12 protein-coding genes are annotated in these 15,037 nt (G+C 36.3%); 7 read left to right on the top strand and 5 right to left on the bottom strand.

The window, feature by feature from the left end:
* Positions 1-195: 195 nt before the first annotated feature.
* Positions 196-1,179, bottom strand: coding sequence for a GMP reductase (gene guaC, locus AC1RNS_RS14390; protein ID WP_492993596.1), 984 nt, complete (start codon positions 1,177-1,179; stop codon positions 196-198).
* Between the two features lie 290 nt (positions 1,180-1,469).
* On the opposite strand from guaC, the gene AC1RNS_RS14385 reads away from it, so the two are divergent.
* Positions 1,470-1,889: a VOC family protein gene (locus tag AC1RNS_RS14385; protein WP_427549635.1), complete on the top strand. Its 420-nt coding sequence runs from the start codon at positions 1,470-1,472 to the stop codon at positions 1,887-1,889.
* 117 nt (positions 1,890-2,006) lie between these two features.
* Here AC1RNS_RS14385 and AC1RNS_RS14380 read toward each other — a convergent pair whose 3' ends face one another.
* Positions 2,007-3,956, bottom strand: a complete 1,950-nt coding sequence (locus AC1RNS_RS14380; protein WP_492993594.1) for a methyl-accepting chemotaxis protein — start codon at positions 3,954-3,956, stop codon at positions 2,007-2,009.
* Between the two features lie 511 nt (positions 3,957-4,467).
* Positions 4,468-6,417 carry a methyl-accepting chemotaxis protein gene (locus tag AC1RNS_RS14375; RefSeq protein ID WP_492993592.1) on the bottom strand — a complete coding sequence of 650 codons (1,950 nt, stop codon included), beginning with the start codon at positions 6,415-6,417 and terminating at the stop codon, positions 4,468-4,470.
* A 215-nt stretch (positions 6,418-6,632) separates the two neighbouring features.
* Here AC1RNS_RS14375 and AC1RNS_RS14370 point away from each other — a divergent pair, with 215 nt between their 5' ends.
* Complete coding sequence (locus AC1RNS_RS14370) at positions 6,633-7,007, top strand: VOC family protein (RefSeq protein WP_492993590.1); 375 nt, start codon at positions 6,633-6,635, stop codon at positions 7,005-7,007.
* A 74-nt stretch (positions 7,008-7,081) separates the two neighbouring features.
* On the opposite strand, the gene AC1RNS_RS14365 is transcribed toward AC1RNS_RS14370, so the two are convergent.
* Positions 7,082-7,822 carry a YybI family spore inner coat protein gene (locus AC1RNS_RS14365; protein WP_492993588.1) on the bottom strand — a complete coding sequence of 247 codons (741 nt, stop codon included), beginning with the start codon at positions 7,820-7,822 and terminating at the stop codon, positions 7,082-7,084.
* Between the two features lie 271 nt (positions 7,823-8,093).
* Here AC1RNS_RS14365 and AC1RNS_RS14360 point away from each other — a divergent pair, with 271 nt between their 5' ends.
* The 5 genes from AC1RNS_RS14360 (at position 8,094) to AC1RNS_RS14340 (ending at position 12,514) form a co-directional block, all read left to right on the top strand.
* Positions 8,094-9,260 carry an acyl-CoA dehydrogenase family protein gene (locus AC1RNS_RS14360; RefSeq protein ID WP_492993586.1) on the top strand — a complete coding sequence of 389 codons (1,167 nt, stop codon included), beginning with the start codon at positions 8,094-8,096 and terminating at the stop codon, positions 9,258-9,260.
* 34 nt (positions 9,261-9,294) lie between these two features.
* Entirely contained in the window at positions 9,295-10,167 is an 873-nt protein-coding gene (locus AC1RNS_RS14355; protein WP_492993584.1) for a transporter substrate-binding domain-containing protein, read from the top strand.
* A 156-nt stretch (positions 10,168-10,323) separates the two neighbouring features.
* Positions 10,324-11,031, top strand: a complete 708-nt coding sequence (locus AC1RNS_RS14350; protein WP_492993582.1) for an amino acid ABC transporter permease — start codon at positions 10,324-10,326, stop codon at positions 11,029-11,031.
* A gap of 12 nt (positions 11,032-11,043) precedes the next feature.
* Entirely contained in the window at positions 11,044-11,745 is a 702-nt protein-coding gene (locus AC1RNS_RS14345) for an amino acid ABC transporter permease (protein WP_492993581.1), read from the top strand.
* Positions 11,746-11,758: 13 nt separating this feature from the next.
* Complete coding sequence (locus AC1RNS_RS14340; RefSeq protein ID WP_283870123.1) at positions 11,759-12,514, top strand: amino acid ABC transporter ATP-binding protein; 756 nt, start codon at positions 11,759-11,761, stop codon at positions 12,512-12,514.
* A 43-nt stretch (positions 12,515-12,557) separates the two neighbouring features.
* Here the strand turns inward: AC1RNS_RS14340 and helD are convergent, their stop codons facing one another.
* Positions 12,558-14,861: an RNA polymerase recycling motor HelD gene (gene helD, locus AC1RNS_RS14335; protein ID WP_492993579.1), complete on the bottom strand. Its 2,304-nt coding sequence runs from the start codon at positions 14,859-14,861 to the stop codon at positions 12,558-12,560.
* Between the last annotated feature and the right edge of the window lie 176 nt (positions 14,862-15,037).

Here is a 15,037-nt window from a genome sequence, read left to right as displayed (position 1 = left end):
GGTTGAGGCGTGAAATTGCTCGTGTCCCCATGAGAATCGCTCAGTTGAGGTGCAAAACTACTCGGGTAGCCTGAACAACTACTCTGGGATTGTCAATTATTGCTCAGGCAATAATGAGAATCCAGTCTAGCTAAGAGGCTCTATATAAAGAAAACCCAAACAGAATGAACACTCTTGTTTGGGTTTTTAGCAATATTAATATACTTTATCGCCGTTAAAAATTGAGTTTTTCACAATAACATAATCTACATTTCGAATGGCATCTAACTTGTTGCCACCTGCATAGGAAATAGAGGATTGAAGGTCTTGCTGCATTTCAATTAATGTATCCTTGATGCTGCCCTTGTGTTCTACGTACATTTTCTTGCCTTCCACATTTTTGCGTTCCCCTTTTTGGAATTCAGATGCAGAACCGAAGTATTCTTTGACAATTTTACCGTCGATATCGATTGTTTCACCAGGTGATTCTTCATGACCAGCAAATAATGATCCAATCATAACCATGGATGCCCCGAATCGAACTGATTTGGCAATATCACCATGTGTACGGATTCCTCCATCCGCAATAATTGGTTTCGTAGCAGCTTTCGCGCACCAGCGTAATGCAGCTAACTGCCAGCCACCTGTACCAAAGCCTGTTTTAATTTTAGTAATACATACTTTACCTGGCCCTATTCCAACTTTCGTAGCATCTGCACCAGCATTCTCTAATTCACGTACAGCTTCAGGTGTACCCACGTTACCAGCAATGACAAAACTATTTGGTAAGTATTTTTTGATGTGTTGAATCATACGAATGACAGCATTAGAATGACCGTGAGCAATGTCAATTGTAATAAAATCGGGAACTAGGCTAACAGCAGCTAACTCTTCTATAAATGAATATTCTTCATCTTTTACTCCAACACTAATGGATGCGATGAGTCCACGTGTTTGCATATCCTTAATAAAATCAGCGCGAGTTTCAGGGTTAAAACGATGCATGATATAAAAGTAACCGTTTTCAGCAAGCTTTATAGCAAGACTTTCGTCGATAATTGTTTGCATGTTTGCCGGAACCACTGGCAGTTTGAATGTATGCCCACCTAAAGTAACAGATGTATCACACTCAGAGCGGCTTTCTACAATACATTTTGCGGGAATTAATTGAATATCCTCATAGTCAAATACGTTATCCATTATATACACTCCTAAAATACGAATATTTTTAAAGAATTATTTTAAATTGTTCGCCATTTGGTAATTTACATGATTTTTGAGTAAATGTCAAAGCTTTTATCTTAATAAATAGAAAAACAGTGGAATAAGTGGGGAATGCAAAGCTATTTTGGGTATAGTATGAAATAAAACAGGGGTAAAAATACAGTATTGATGTTCTGTAAAGAAGCAATTTTATTTAAAATTTGTCATAGCATTTGGTATCCATGTACAATAGAATTGTTTCATAAAATGACAAAGGAGTGTTGGAGATGGCAGTAGAAGTGTATTTAATTTTTAATGGAAATTGTCGAGAGGCTGTATCGTTTTATGAGAAGGCTTTTAATACGGACAAGCCTGAAATTATGACCTTTGGAGATTCACCACAAGATCCGAATTATCAATTACCAGAGGAAGCAAAAGATCTTGTCATGCATACACGACTTTCGATTTTTGATAGTACAGTAATGTTCTCAGATACATTCCCTGGATCACCATTCACAAAAGGAAACAATGTTACCTTAGCTATTGTTTCAGGTGATGAAGAGAAGATGCGTAAAGCCTTTGATAATCTGAAGGATGGCGGCAAGGTAAGTATGGAGCTACAAGAAACTTTTTGGAGTAAGTGCTATGGCTCACTTATAGATAAATTTGGAATTGAATGGCAATTTAGTCACGAGGAAAATAAATAATGGCTAAAGTAAGAAGGGTTTGTCTCAAAAGTCCCTTTTAGAGTATAATCACATGAATTTGAAAAGGCAGAAACGTTGATTTAGCAACGTCTCTGCCTTTCAATTTTTACTCATTTTTTAATATTTAAATTCGTTCACAAAGCCTTGAAGCTCATCAGCCATATCGAGTAGTGCTTTTGCAGCGAAGGCGATGTCCTGCATTGAGGATAATGTTTGCTCAGTAGAGGCAGCGACCTCCTCAGACGCGGCTGCATTTAGCTTAGCATGATCTGAAAGCTCAATTGCTGTAGCTGAAACTTCTTCGACTACTGCAGACATTTGCTGCGTAGATGCAGAGATATCCTCCATTTTTGGTGCAATACTTCTTAGACTAGAGATAATACTCTCAAATTTTTTATTTGTGTCTTCAGAAAGCTTTAGACCATCTTGAACATCTGCGGTTGCCTTCGTCATGGTTTGAACAGAGTTGGCTGTGTCCTGTTGAATACCAGTAATTAGTGTAGATATTTGCTCTGCTGATTGATGGGATTGCTCCGCTAATTTTCGAACTTCATCGGCAACTACTGCAAAGCCTTTCCCATGTTCTCCTGCACGTGCTGCCTCAATAGCTGCGTTCAATGCAAGCAGGTTGGTTTGATCTGAAATTGCACTAATAATTTCAATAATAGAGCCAATTTCCTTTGTTCGATCATAGAGTGTTTTAATCATGGAATCTGATTGGGCAACAGATTCGTGTATAGAAATCATTTGGTTAACCGTTTGGTGTACAGATTGACCGCCTTCTTCAGCCAAATTGATTGCATGGCTAGAAAGGTCTAAAACCTGCATAGAGCTATCAGCAACCTCAACAACTCCCTTAGCTATTTCCTCAATAGAAATTGCATTTTGATCAATACTCGTTGTTTGTTTTTCTGTACTCATAGCCACTTGTTGCATCGCTTCCGTCACCTGCTCTGAGGCAGCAATATTTTGCTCCGCATTGGCGGATAAATCTTGAGCTGACTTTTGGACATGCTCAGCACTTTGATTGACATTGCGGATTAATTTTTTTAAGTTTACCTTCATGGATATGAAGGCTTCCCCTAATTGACCAATCTCGTCCTTAGAGTGGACTTCAATGTACTCAGTTAAATCGCCATCACTAATTTTTAATGCGCTATTTTGAAGAAGTTTAAGCGGTTTAACAATAGACTTGATCATGTAAAGCATAAAAATTAGACCTATAATAATTGACAAGAAAGTAATTACTAAAATTGTTTTTAAAGTTGAAGAAGCGGCATTTGTAGCCTCTGCTGTAAACATTGTGCCAATGACCTTCCAGCCTGTCAGTTCATTTGTGATAAATTGTAAGTGACGGTCATTTTCAATAATTGTTCCTTTCTCTTGCTCATAAACCTTGGAAATATAGCCTTCTGTCGCTTCAGAACCGCTCTCTTTATCTCGTTGAGAGACATATAGCTTATCCTTATCTACTAGGGAAGCGAATCCAGTTTCCCCAATACGAGCTTCTTCAGTAATAGCACCTAAGACAGAGATATTAAAATCTAATGCAATTACTCCAGAACCATCTGGAAGAGTCTGCATTACTGAAACAACCATGTTATTTGTTGATTTTGATATATAGGGAGAAGTAATGGTAACTTGTCCTTTGTTAGCGATAGCTTCTTGATACCAAGGTCGTTCACGCGGATCATAATCACTTTCATACTCATGAACAGGTTCATCAATTATTCTGCCATCTGCAGTACCTATATAAAGCAATTCAACCTCTGGGTGTGTATTTATATATTCTTGGAAAAGACCTTTTAATTCATTACTTTTTTCCCCCGATAAATAAGTTTGATCCACTTTTTTTGCAAAGTATTCTATGTCCAATATTTTAGGAGCAAACGTATTTGTAATATTTGTATTGAGCATGCGTACACTTTCTGTAGCACTTGCTTGTTGCTCCTTGAGAATTTGGCTTTTTGTACTTTTGAAGGAGGTGTATCCGATAAATAAAGTTGGAACGAGTAGAATGGCTAAAAATGCAAATATTAGTTTTTTTCGTAAGCTGATACGTTTCATAGATATATTCCCCCTTATGACATTATTTATATATATGAATAAATTGAACTACCGAAGATAGAATGTTATTTGTCTTATTTTATCAGAAAAACATAAAATTGTATGTAATATATTGGAATATATCTTTATTCAGCAGAATACTCTCACCTCTATAGGCGGCATGGTGAATGCTATTTTTTTCCTTATCAGTGGACGTACAAACGCCTTCTGAATAAATATAAAGCCCTTGGCGGATGTCACGGATTTTGAAGAGGAGTTTTTCGAACAAGCTCGAAAAAAATCCGGACACAATTACGCTGGGGCGTAATTGATTAATATATTTCGACTTCTAAACCACTTTACCGGTAGTTCAAATATTTTAATCTGATTCTAAAAGTAAAATGAATTTAAATCAATACAATTATCTAAAATGTCAGAAAATTGGAATTCCTGTTTTGTATGAATAATTTTTAGCTATACAAAAATAAAAAGTCCGAGCTCAATTGTATGTTGAGCTCGGATTTATGAATCATTAATATTTAAAACGAATGACATAGCCCTGTAATTCATCAGCCATATCAAGTAGTGTTTTAGCAGCAGTAGCCATATCCTGCATGGAGGATAATGTTTGCTCTGTAGATGCAGCCACTTCTTCAGATGCAGCAGCATTTAATTTAGCGTGGTCTGTTAGCTCAATAGCTGTTGCAGAGACTTCTTCAACCACTGCGGACATTTCCTGTGCAGAGGCAGATATATCCTCCATCTTCGGAGCCATTTCTCGTAAGCTAGCAATAATATTCGCAAACTTTTTACTTGTATCATCTGTTAGCTGTAAGCCATCCTGCACATCTGTAGAAGCCTTTATCATTGTTTGTACTGATTTGGCAGTCTCTTGCTGAATACCAGTAATTAACTCAGAAATTTGCTTTGCCGAATGCTGTGATTGTTCTGCTAATTTTCGAACTTCATCGGCAACTACGGCAAACCCTTTTCCATGCTCTCCTGCTCGGGCAGCCTCAATAGCAGCATTTAAGGCAAGAAGATTTGTTTGATCGGAAATTGCACTAATAATTTCTAATATAGAGCCAATTTCTTTTGTTCGGTCATAGAGAGATTTTATCATCCTATCTGAAAGTGCTACAGATTCATGAATGGAATGCATTTGTTGAACCGTCTGCTCTACTGCATGACCGCCTTCCTCTGCCAATTGAATTGCATAGCTAGAGAGATCTGATACTTGCATAGAGCTAGCGGCAACCTCAACCACTCCCTTAGCAATTTCCTCGACTGATATTGCGTTCTGGTCAATTCCTGTTGTTTGTTTTTCTGTACTGATAGCCACCTGCTGCATCGCTTCTGTCACTTGCTCAGATGCAGCAATATTTTGCTCTGTATTGGCCGATAAGCCTTGTGCAGCAGCTTGTACATGCTGAGAGCTTTGATCAACATTACGTATTAAAGATTTCAAACTTACCTTCATAGAGACAAAGGCCTCTCCCAGTTGTCCAACCTCATCTTTAGAATGAATATCAATAAACTCTGTTAAATCACCTTCACTAATTCTTACAGCACTTTGTTTTAGTCGATTAATTGGATTAACTATGGATTTAATCATATAAAGCATAAAGATAATACCAACAATTATTGAAACGGCAATGATTATTAAGTTCATATTAAAGGTTGAAGCAGCAGCCTTAGAGGCCTCAGCAGTAAACATGGTACCAACAATCTTCCACCCTGTTAACTTATTAGTAACAAATTGTAGTTGTTTATGTGATTCAATAACTATTCCACTATCTTGCTCATATATTTTTTTGATATAGCTTTCGGTTGCCTCAGAGCCACTTTCTTTCTCTTGGTCGGCAATATATATTTTATGATTGTCTAAAAGGGAAGCAAAACCAGTTTCCCCAATGCGTATATCATTTGTAATGGTACTGAGGGTAGAAATGTTTAAATCTAATGCTATTACGCCAGAGCTGTCGGGTAAAACTTGTGTAATAGTTATGACAGTTTCGCCTGTAGCTTGGGAAATATATGGTGCAGTGATGGACACTTGGTTGTTATTTTCTAGAGCCTGCTTGTACCATGATCTCGTACGTGGATCAAAACCATCTGGATATACTTGTATAGGTTCATCTAATAACCTACCATCTGCAGTTCCTAGATAAATGAGTTCTACCTCAGGATGCATATTAATATATTCCTGAAAAAGCGATTTTAGTTCTGGTACATTATCTTCTTGTATATAGGATTGATTAAGCTTTTTGGAGAAGTATTGGATATCTTTTATTTTTGGATCAATGGTGTTTGTAATATTTGTATTAAGCATGCGAACACTCTCGGCTGTGCTTGCTTGTTGTTCTTTTAAAATCTGTTGTTCAGCACTCTGGTAAGATATAATGCCAATTAATAGTGTTGGGACGAGAAGCATTGCTAAAAATGAAAAAATGAGCTTTTTCCTTATACTTAGTTGTTTCACTTAAATTATCCTCACTCTTATATTATAGTTGTATACTTTTCCGCAATAGGTAAAGAATAGACTAACTAGCTTATTTTATCAAAAATAAATGAAAAGTTAAGCGTTTTGCCATAAATGCTTTTTTATTAGAATGTTTACAGTAATATTACTCATGAGTGAACATAGAAAACTTATAATTGTTGTATACTAAAGTTAAAAAGAGGAGGGAATTGTTCATGATTAAACATATTGGACAGGTCATGCTGTATGTAAAGGATCAGGATGCAGCGATAAAGTTTTGGACAGAAAAAATTGGCTTTGTCGTAGTTGCTGAACAGGAAGAAGCAGGAATGCGATGGATTGAAATTGCTCCAACGAAAGACGCCCAAACCACTTTCGTTCTCCACAACAAAGAAATTATTGCAAAAATGCAACCTGAATTGAATTTAGGAACACCTTCAATTATGTTTTACGCTGATCATATAGAAGATCTGTATCAGGATTTTCAGGAAAAGGGCGTTAAAGTAGGAGATTTAGTAATGATGCCGATGGGGAGAGTATTTAATTTTGCTGATCATGAAGATAATTATTTCGCATTAGTTGAAAAATAAATAACAGTTTCGACTACTACCTCTAAAACGAGAATTTACTGAGCAAATTCTCGTTTTAAGTTATAGTAGAAAATTTATTCTAAGTCCTCACCATAAATTGATACCGTTTGGCGGTCCACTACAAATTTGGTGCCATCCCATTTTAGTATGTTTTCTACATAGCCTAATCCATCAGCATGATATCTCCCCGCAATAGCCTGATATGCCAAAATCTCGTATATTCCATCACGTTCATAATCCACAGGATATAGCCCGCTAATCGGATCAACCCATCCCTCTATAGGCTGTTTTAGCGTACCATCTTGATTATAGATCTCTGCTAAATATTCAGGTCCCTTGTACTGTAAATCAATAATATATTGCTTTTTAGGATTCGTGCTACGAACAGCTACTTTGTACTGATCTTGATAATTGACTGTATATTTATTAGTAAAAGATTCTGTATCAAAAATAGAGCGGATTTGCCCGTTTATTGAGGCAAAGATTTCGCCATTGATAATCCCTCCACTACCTCCAGTGTCAGAAATAGCTAGAATATCATCATGGTGATTGCCAGTGAAATCACCTAGAAATATAGTTGGATTATAGCCAATATTTTGCTTAAGCATTACTTTTTCAAATTTTTGTGTTTGCCCATAATAGATCCCTAAAGTTAGATTTTTCCATAATGGGCTATCTGGAGTTTTAGTTCCTATTAAAAGAACTGTTTCTAAATTGCCATCTCCATTAATATCGCCAAATTTTGTTTGAATAACTTCAGGAATTACATGTGTCGTGGCGATGTTACCTAAAGATGGATTCATATTATTCGTCATACATACACCTCTTTCTATCATCTAGCATATGTTGTAAAAACTGCTTGGTGAATAAAAATTAGCAGGATAAAGCCAATAAAACTTACAAAAAAACTTGTATTTAACCCATTGACATTTTTCAATGTGAAAAGTATCATAAATGTCAACGAATCAGAAAATTCAGTACCGATATAAATCTCACTACTAAAAAAAAGTAGTTAGAGATTATTTTTAAAAGTTAATTCTTAGTAAATATATATGTTTTATATAATTTGGGAAGAAGGAGATTTTCTTGAAGGATTTATTTATTAAAACAGCGCAACAAAAGTATTGGCTAGATCAACTGGCATCTATTGCGGAGCCGATCAAAGCAGAGGCAAAAGAGGTAGATGAACAATCTCGCTTTCCATTCGAAGCACATAGATTACTTCTGCAAATTGGCTATTCGAGACTAACTTTACCGGAGGAATTTGGCGGTGAAGGTTTATCAGTTTATGATATGGTACTCATTCAAGAAACATTAGCAAGCTATGACGAGAATGCTTCCCTCTCATTAGGTTGGACACTTGGTGTTGTAGGTGAAATATATGAGACAAAATTATGGGCGGATGATGCACTACATTTATTTGCACCAGAAATAAAAAATGGTGCGATTATCAATCGGGCTGTTAGTGAAGCAGCAACAGGTAGTCCAACACGTGGAGGGCGACCTGGGACAAATGCTATTTCAACAGAGCAAGGATGGCTTTTAAATGGGCGCAAAATTTTTACAACGGCCTCTCCAGTGCTTGATTATTTCTTAACATCAGCATGGATTGAGGAAAAAAATCAAATTGGTTTCTTCTTGATTCATAAAGATGTGGAAGGGCTCTCCATTGAAGAAAACTGGGAAATGTCTGCAATGCGAGGTACAAGTAGTCATGATTTAGTACTAACTGATGTAGTTGTTCCTAGTAGTTACTTAGTAGAATTACCTAGTCATCCTAGCGGAGGCAAAATAAATGGGTGGATTCTACATATTCCAGCAACTTACCTAGGGATTGCACAGGCAGCCCGTGACTATGCACTGCATTTTGCCAATCATCATCAACCGAATAGCTTGAATGCCCCAATCAGTACTTTACCCAATGTCCAGCAGCTTCTAGGAGACATTGAATTAAAGCTACATCAGGCACGCTATGTACTATACGGCGTAGCTGAGACTTATGATGACCCAGCAAGACGTGAATTTTTAACAAACGAAATGGCTGTGGCTAAACATACCGTAACGAATTTGGCAATTGAGATTGTCGATAAAGCAATGCGAGTAGTGGGCGCAAAAAGCTTACAGCTAACAAATCCATTGCAACGCTATTATCGAAATGTTCGCGCTGGTCTGCATAATCCTCCAATGGATGATATGACTATTATTAAGCTTGCTACGGCTGCAATTGAACAGCAAAAATCGAAAGAAAATTAATGATAAAACCATTGAGAATAAGGAGAAATGACATATGTTTAAACCAAAGAACAAGATTTTTAAATTTGCGGCAATAGGATTGGCTTCACTAGCTATTTTAGCAGGCTGTAATTCTGAGGAATCATCAGATAAAGGATCGGATGATGATGGCGCAAAAGTACGTACAGTAAAGGTCGCTTTTGATCAGGCTACTAAGCCAATTAGTTATATAGATGATAAAGGTAATCCAACAGGCTACGATGTTGAAGTGATGAAGCTAGTGGATGAATTATTACTTGAATATAAGTTTGAATATGTAGGAACAACAAGCGATGATTTACTGATTGGTGTAGAACAAGGGAAATATCAAGTAGGGGTTAAAAATGCATTCTTTACCCAGGAACGTACAGAAAAGTTTATTTTCCCGAAAGAATTTTTAGGATTAAGTAGTGCTGGTTTAGTATTACGAAAAGAAGATGAAGGTATAAAAACATTAGAAGACTTTGCGAATAAGGGCTATTCATTAGCACCGATTGCTGCGAATAATGCCCAGTATACAATTATTGATGAGTACAACACAGCTCATCCTGACAATCAAGTAAAATTACAGGCTGGAGATGCATTTACGGTTGATGTTGTGCAATGGGTAAATGAAAAACGTGTAGATGGCGGAGTTATGATTGAAGGTCCATTTAAGCAACAAGTTTTAGCAGAGAATGGTCCTTATCATAACTTAAAAGATGATGTAGTTTACAACGAATTTGCTGTTATTAAAACATGGCCATTGTTTAATAAAAAAGAACAAGAATTTGCAGATGCTTATGATAAAGCTATAGCACAGATTAAAGAGCAAAAGAAAACAAATGAGTTAAGCACGAAGTTTTACGGGCGAGATTTATTTGAAGTGTTAGAAAAAGTGAACCGTTAATAGGCGGTAATTAATGAATTCTCTTACTAAGAGAAAATGTTAGCAGCTCTACTATCGAATAAAAGGCTGTTGAGTCAGTATACTCAGCAGTCTTTATTCATACAAAGAGAAAAATTACTATGCTGTATCCAGACATTTATAAAAGTTGGTGAGGAAATGGAGAAGTATTTTGATGCATCATACATTTGGAATTCAATCCCTGTATTATTGCCCTTTTTAAAGGTGACCTTTTTAGTAGCAGGATCTTCCATTGTATTAGGCACAATATTTGGCTTATTATTAGCAGCTGCAAAGTTAAGCACTGTGAAATTATTACAAAAATTAGCGAATTTATATACAACAATTATGCGTTGTACACCATCAATTGTTCTATTATTCCTTGTCTACTATGGTGTACCAGCATTAGCAGAAAACGTTGGTATAAATCTGCATTCGATTGAAACAGCGATTTTTGTTGTGGTGACATTTACATTGCAGTTCGCAGCAATTATGTCAGAAGTGATACGTTCTGCATATTTAGCTATCCCCAAAGGTCAATTTGAAGCGGCAGTTAGTGTAGGATTAACGCCAATTCAAGCCTATCGACGTATTATTTTCCCCCAAGCACTTGTTGTTGCCTTACCAAACTTTGGGAACGGCATGATTGCGTTATTACAGGAGGGGGCACTTGCTTATACGATTGGCTTAATAGACATTGTTGGAAAGGCAAACTTAATTATCGCAAGTAATATTAATGCACATGCATTAGAGATATACATTGCTTTAGCCATTGTTTATTGGGTGCTTTCAATTATTATTGAAAAATTCTTTGCTATGCTAGAAAAGTTTTTTGGCAAAGGGAAAAAGACATTAGAAACAACGTAGGGAGGGGAAGCCATGAATTATCAATTTTTACTTGAAACATTTTTTGTAGCATTATCAGGTGTTCCTATTGCACTCCTTGTAACCATCGTTGCGTTGCTCGTTGCTTTGCCACTTGGTTTTTTACTGGCATTAACACGTATTAATAAAGTTCCAGTTATTCATCATTTAGCAAAGATCTATGTCTCCTTTGTTAGAGGAACACCCATAATTATTCAAATTTTTATTATGTATAGTAGCATTCCGTTAATGCTAAAAATTATTTTTGAAAAATACAATATTAGCTATGATATTTATAAAATCAATCCTATTTGGTACGCATTTATTGTTTTTGCCTTTAGTACAACAGCTATTTTAATTGAGGTATTTCGTTCTGCTTTAAGTACGATTGAAAAAGGCCAGCTAGAGGCAGCACATGCAACGGGCTTAACAACATTCCAGGCTTACCGCCGAATAATTATTCCTCAAGCTTTAGTAGTGGCTATGCCAAATATTTGTACGGCTACTGTAAATCTCATTAAAGCGACATCTTTAGGCTATGCAATGTCCTTACCCGAAATCACTTTGAAGGCAAAGGTAGCTGCAAATGTTGGTTACAATTATGTTGAAGCATATATTGATATTTTCATTGTGTACTTAATTTTATGTAGTACCGTTGAATTTCTCTTTAAACGATATGAAAAGCATTTAAGTAAATTTAAAGCGGCAAATGCCTAAGGGGTGATGAAGTATGTTAGAGATAAAAAATATCCATAAATCATTTGGTAATAATGAAATTTTAAAGGGCGTTGATTTAGCCATTGATAAAGGTGATGTTGTTGTTATTTTAGGTCCCAGTGGTTCAGGAAAAACAACCTTATTACGATGCATTAACTTTTTGGAAAATGCTGATCAGGGGCATGCAACATTTGGAGATATTCAAGTAGATTTTCAACATGTAAAGAAAAAAGACGTACATGCAATTCGTCAGCGTGTAGCATTTGTCTTTCAAAACTATAATCTCTTCACTAATAAAACGGCTCTAGAAAACGTTACAGAAGGTCTTATCATTGGTCGAAAGGTACCAAAAGCGCAGGCAATTGAGATTGGCAAAAAGGCACTTGATAAAGTAGGACTTTCAGAAAAATATGATGCCTATCCAAGTCAGTTGTCTGGAGGTCAACAGCAACGAGTTGGTATTGCACGAGCAGTGGCATTAAATCCAGATATTATTTTATTTGATGAACCAACCTCTGCACTCGATCCAGAGTTAGTTGGTGAGGTACTACAGGTCATGAAAAACATAGCAGCTGAAGGTACTACAATGCTTGTGGTCACACACGAAATGGGCTTTGCAAAGGATGTAGCCAACCGAGTAATATTTATGGATGGCGGAGTCGTTGTAGAGGAGGGAAGCCCGCATGATATATTTGTAAATCCAAAAGAAGAGCGGACAAAAAAATTCCTAAAACGTGTTATTCCAGAAGACTACACATTCTATATATAAAAATAAAGGAGAATCTGTAAGGAACAGATTCTCCTGTTGCCTATTATTGTAGGAAATACGTTAATTTGTTGATGGAATAAATGTGCAACTCATGCATAGCTCTCGTGCAGGCTGTATAGAAATAGTATCGTTCGTTTTCTCTTGAATAATTAGCAGCAGATGCATTATAGATAAGTACTGCATCAAATTCGATACCTTTTGCCATATATGCTGGTAGTAATAATATACCCTTTTTAAATTGCTTGGTATTGTGGTTAATTAGTTGAATATCTACTTGATTGCTTAATTGCTCATAAACAGCAGAGCATTCAGCTGCAGTTTTACAAATAACAGCAATGGTTTCAAATTTGGTAGATAGATTGCTGATGTTTTGGATAATTTGTTCAACTAAATCGATTTCATTCGGCACGATAGTAATCGATGGTTCTGGACCATTTCGGTTAAATGCCTCTACTTCACTACCATCGTTTAAAATCTTGGCAGTGAGTTGAATGATTTGCTTTGTTGAACGGTAGCTTTTCGTTAAAATCATTTTTTTTGCATGCTCGCCATATAATTGAGGGTCAAGCAGTGAAGGATTATCAAAGGTATGCGGATGAATCGTTTGATGTCCATCTCCTAAAATTGTCATACGTGCTTTTGGAAATAGCTGCTGTAAAACAGTTAATTGGAATGGAGAATAATCTTGTGCTTCGTCAATCAAAACATGACGTATCATCATATTTGTTTGTTGCCCTTCAATTTTGTCCTGTAAATATAAAAATGGTGCTGCATCCTCATAGACAATCAGACGTTTTGCTAAATTAGGGAGTGTTTGCTGGCAAATATCCTCCCAATCATCAGGCATAAGGTGCTGTAATTCTTTATGAATGGGACTATTCAGATCAAAAAGTTGGCGATACGTACCTAATATATGAACAAACTTTAACTGATTAACGGAGTTGCGTAATGGTTTAAAGTGTTTTTTGGCAATTTGTCTCGCTAATTTTTTGCGTTCTTGATCAAAATCATCGAAAGAGTTTTCTGTATAGCGTCCCTCATATAAAAGCTCCTTGAAAGACTTGGAGTAGTCCTCCTTGTCTAATAGTTCAGCTTCTTCTTCTACCCATTCTTTTCTGCGCTCCTCCCTTTCAAATTTCGTTAGTTGCTGCAATATCCATTCTTTCACTAATTGTAGGCGGTCAGGTATTGACATTAACAAAGGGAAAGAATAGAAGTATTCCGTAATTGCCTTGGCACTAATAATTCGTTCTCCACGAAAAACAATATTTTTAAATAATAAGCCTTTATTCGATAAATAGCTTACATATTGATCCATTAATTGTTTGTAAGCAAGGCTCGCTTTAAAAGAAATAGTGCTTAATTTTGTTTGATAATGAGCGTCATTCTTTTCTGTTAAAAGATCTTCAAGTTGCTCATAAGGATATTCTATTTGGAACTGTCGACCTAAACGTTTTTCAGCATACTCGATGAACGTCAATTGTTGCATATTGTCTTCACCTAAATCAGGTAAGACCGTATGGACGTATTGATTAAAAAGTTGATTAGGTGTAATCAATAAAATTTGATCGGCCGTCATTTCATTGCGATAACGATACAACAGATAGGCTACCCGTTGAAGAGCAACAGCTGTTTTGCCACTACCCGCAACACCCTCTACGATGAGATAGCGTGAGTGAACATGGCGAATAATCTTATTTTGTTCTGCTTGAATCGTTGTAACGATACTGCGAATATGCTCGTTTGCATTTTGTGCGAGGATATCAAGCAATAAGTCATCACCAATGGTAAGACCAGTATTAAACATGGATTGTAGCTGCCCATTTTTAATAATAAATTGTCGTTTTAGTAACATTTCACCATGAACTTCTTCTGCTATTGTGTCGTAGGAGGCTCCACCTGGTGTGTAATCATAGTACATACTCGATATAGGTGCACGCCAATCATAAATAACTATATTTTCATCCTGTTCATCCAATAATGTGGCAACACCTATATAAATTTTTAAAGGATCTTGATGCCCATTTTGTAAAAAGTCAATACGAGCAAAATAGGGTGACTGTTGTAAACGTTCATAAACCTTTACATTCCGAATTGCACGCTGCTGTGCAAGTTCTGAGTCAGATAGAAGCTCTACCTGTTGCTTAATTGCAAAAAAAGTTTCATCAACATCCTCAGCAGTATCTAAATTGACTCTGACATCGTTCCAAAAAGTTTTCTTCAGTGCGACAGCATTTTCCTTGAAGCCTTTTTCTTTAAGCAGTAATTCGTTTTTTTTGTAATCAATGAGGTTTAAACTATGCTCAAGGTGATGTTTTTCTTCTTGCCATTCATTTTGATTTTCCAACGTTTACTCACATTCCTCTCCATATTTTTCTCTTACTGCGGCAGTAACCCTCACCTATAAAGATGGTGAGAAGAAGGTAATTGTGATTCTCTAAATGGTTGTCCAAACACCTTTTTCAGTATACAAACACATCTATCCCAAGGGAAAAAGTAGGGTGATTGAATCAGGAGATTTAT

Source organism: Lysinibacillus sp. GW821-FHT14F06, from assembly GCF_058803665.1.
Note: the sequence above shows the minus strand (reverse complement) of the source record. Positions and strands in the feature narration are given on the sequence as shown.